Origin of the sequence: Sphingomonas asaccharolytica NBRC 15499 (assembly GCF_001598355.1) — a bacterium.
In the GTDB taxonomy this organism is placed as follows: Bacteria; Pseudomonadota; Alphaproteobacteria; order Sphingomonadales; family Sphingomonadaceae; genus Sphingomonas; species Sphingomonas asaccharolytica.
In genome coordinates this window covers 1-2,029 of record NZ_BCYU01000167.1, presented here as the reverse complement: position 1 = coordinate 2,029, position 2,029 = coordinate 1, and the positions used below count along the sequence as shown (strand labels likewise).

Annotated in this window: 1 protein-coding gene; it reads left to right on the top strand. The window is 69.0% G+C overall.

Annotation, left to right across the window (positions count from 1 at the left end; genetic code table 11):
• Positions 1–88: 88 nt before the first annotated feature.
• Positions 89–2,029, top strand: a 1,941-nt coding sequence (locus SAS01S_RS21860; protein ID WP_066813327.1) for a helicase-related protein, incomplete at its 3' end; no start/stop codon positions are given.

The following is a 2,029-nucleotide window of genomic DNA, read 5'->3' as shown; positions in this document are numbered from 1 at the left end:
AATCGGACTCGCACCAGGGGCCCGACTATCATGGCTCAATCAAGTCACGCTTGCGTCGATCGCCCGGCGCGCCGATCTATAGGCCGTCATGCGTGCGTTCTCGTCCCCGGTCACCGCGGTGCTCGGGCCCACCAACACCGGCAAGACGCATCTCGCGATCGAGCGGATGTGCGGACATTCGAGCGGGATGATCGGCTTCCCGCTGCGACTGCTCGCGCGCGAAGTCTATGATCGCGTCGTCAAGCTGAAGGGCCCCAAGCAGGTCGCCCTGATCACCGGCGAGGAACGCATCGTTCCGCCCGACGCGCGCTGGTTCCTGTGCACCGCCGAGAGCATGCCGCTCCAGAAGGACCTGGCATTCGTCGCACTCGACGAGGCGCAACTCGGCGCCGACCCCGAACGCGGCCATGTCTTCACCGACCGTCTGTTGCGCGCGCGCGGGCGCGAGGAGACGATGATCCTAGGTTCCGAAACGCTGCGGCCGATGGTCAAAGCGCTCGTCCCCGACGCCGAGATCGTCAATCGCCCGCGCTTCTCGACCCTGTCCTATGCCGGTGCGCGCAAGCTGTCGCGGCTGCCCAAGCGCTCGGTGATCGTCGCGTTCAGCGCCGAGGAAGTCTATGCCGTCGCCGAGATGATCCGCCGCCTGCGCGGCGGCGCGGCGGTGGTGATGGGCGCGCTCTCCCCGCGCACGCGCAACGCCCAGGTCGCGATGTTCCAGGCCGGCGAGGTCGATTATCTCGTCGCGACCGACGCGATCGGCATGGGGCTCAACATGGACGTCAACCATGTCGCTTTTGCCAGCCTGACCAAGTTCGACGGCTCTCGCCAGCGCCGGTTGACGGTAAGCGAGATGGCGCAGATTGCCGGGCGCGCCGGGCGGCATCAGCGCGATGGCAGTTTCGGCGCGCTGACCGCAGACGGCCCGGGGGCGTTCACGCCCGAGGAAGTGCACGCGATCGAGCACCATCATTTCCCGCGGCTCGACTTCCTCTATTGGCGCGATGGCGAGCCCGATTGCGATTCGGTCGACGCGCTGATCGCCGGCCTGGAAGCCAAACCCGACAATCGCTTGCTGCGCGCGGCGCCGGTCGCGACCGATCTCGCGGTGCTCAAGCGGCTGACCGAGGACGACGCCGTCCGCGACCGCGCGCGATCACCGGGCCAGGTCGCCCGGTTATGGGCGGCATGCGGCGTGCCCGATTTCCGCAAGCTCGGCGTCGATCCGCATGCCCGGCTGGTCGCACGTCTCTACGACTATCTGAGCACCGGCAACGGCCATATCGCCGCGCCCTGGTTCGCCGACCAGGTCGCGCGGCTCGACGACGTCACCGGCGATGTCGAGACGATCGCCGGGCGCATCGCGGCGATCCGCACCTGGGCCTATATCGCGCATCGCGGCGACTGGCTGGCCGACCCGGCGCATTGGGCGGCGCGCACCGCTTCGGTCGAGGAACGCCTGTCGGATGCGCTCCACGCATCGCTGACCCAGCGCTTTGTCGACAAGCGCACGACCGCATTGCTGCGCCAGATCGGCAAGGATGCCGGCGCGCTGCCGGTGGTGATCGGCGAGGAAGGCGAGGTGCTGGTCGAGGAGCACGCGATCGGCACGCTGGAAGGCTTCCGCTTCACTGTCGCCGCCGACGCGCGGCACGCGGACAAAAGACTGCTACTCGCGGCGGCGGAGAAAAGGCTCGGTGCCGAGCTGGCGAAGCGCGGTCGCGAACTGGCTGACTCGGGTGACGATGAGCTCTCTCTGTCCTTCCCGCGGATCGAATGGCGCGGCGTCGGCGTGGCCGAATTGACCGCTGGCGCCAATCTCGCCCAGCCGCGCGTCCTCCTCGATCGCGCGGTCGAAGCGCTCGATCCCGCGCTGCGCAAAGCAGTACAAGCGCGGGTCGACCGCTGGGTCGCGGAACAGCTGGCGCGGCATTTGCCGGTATTCGGCGCACTCGATGCCTGCCTGCGCGACGCCGCCGCCGGCGCGCCGCTGCGCGCGGTGGCGGGGGCGCTGCTCGATGCCGGCGGC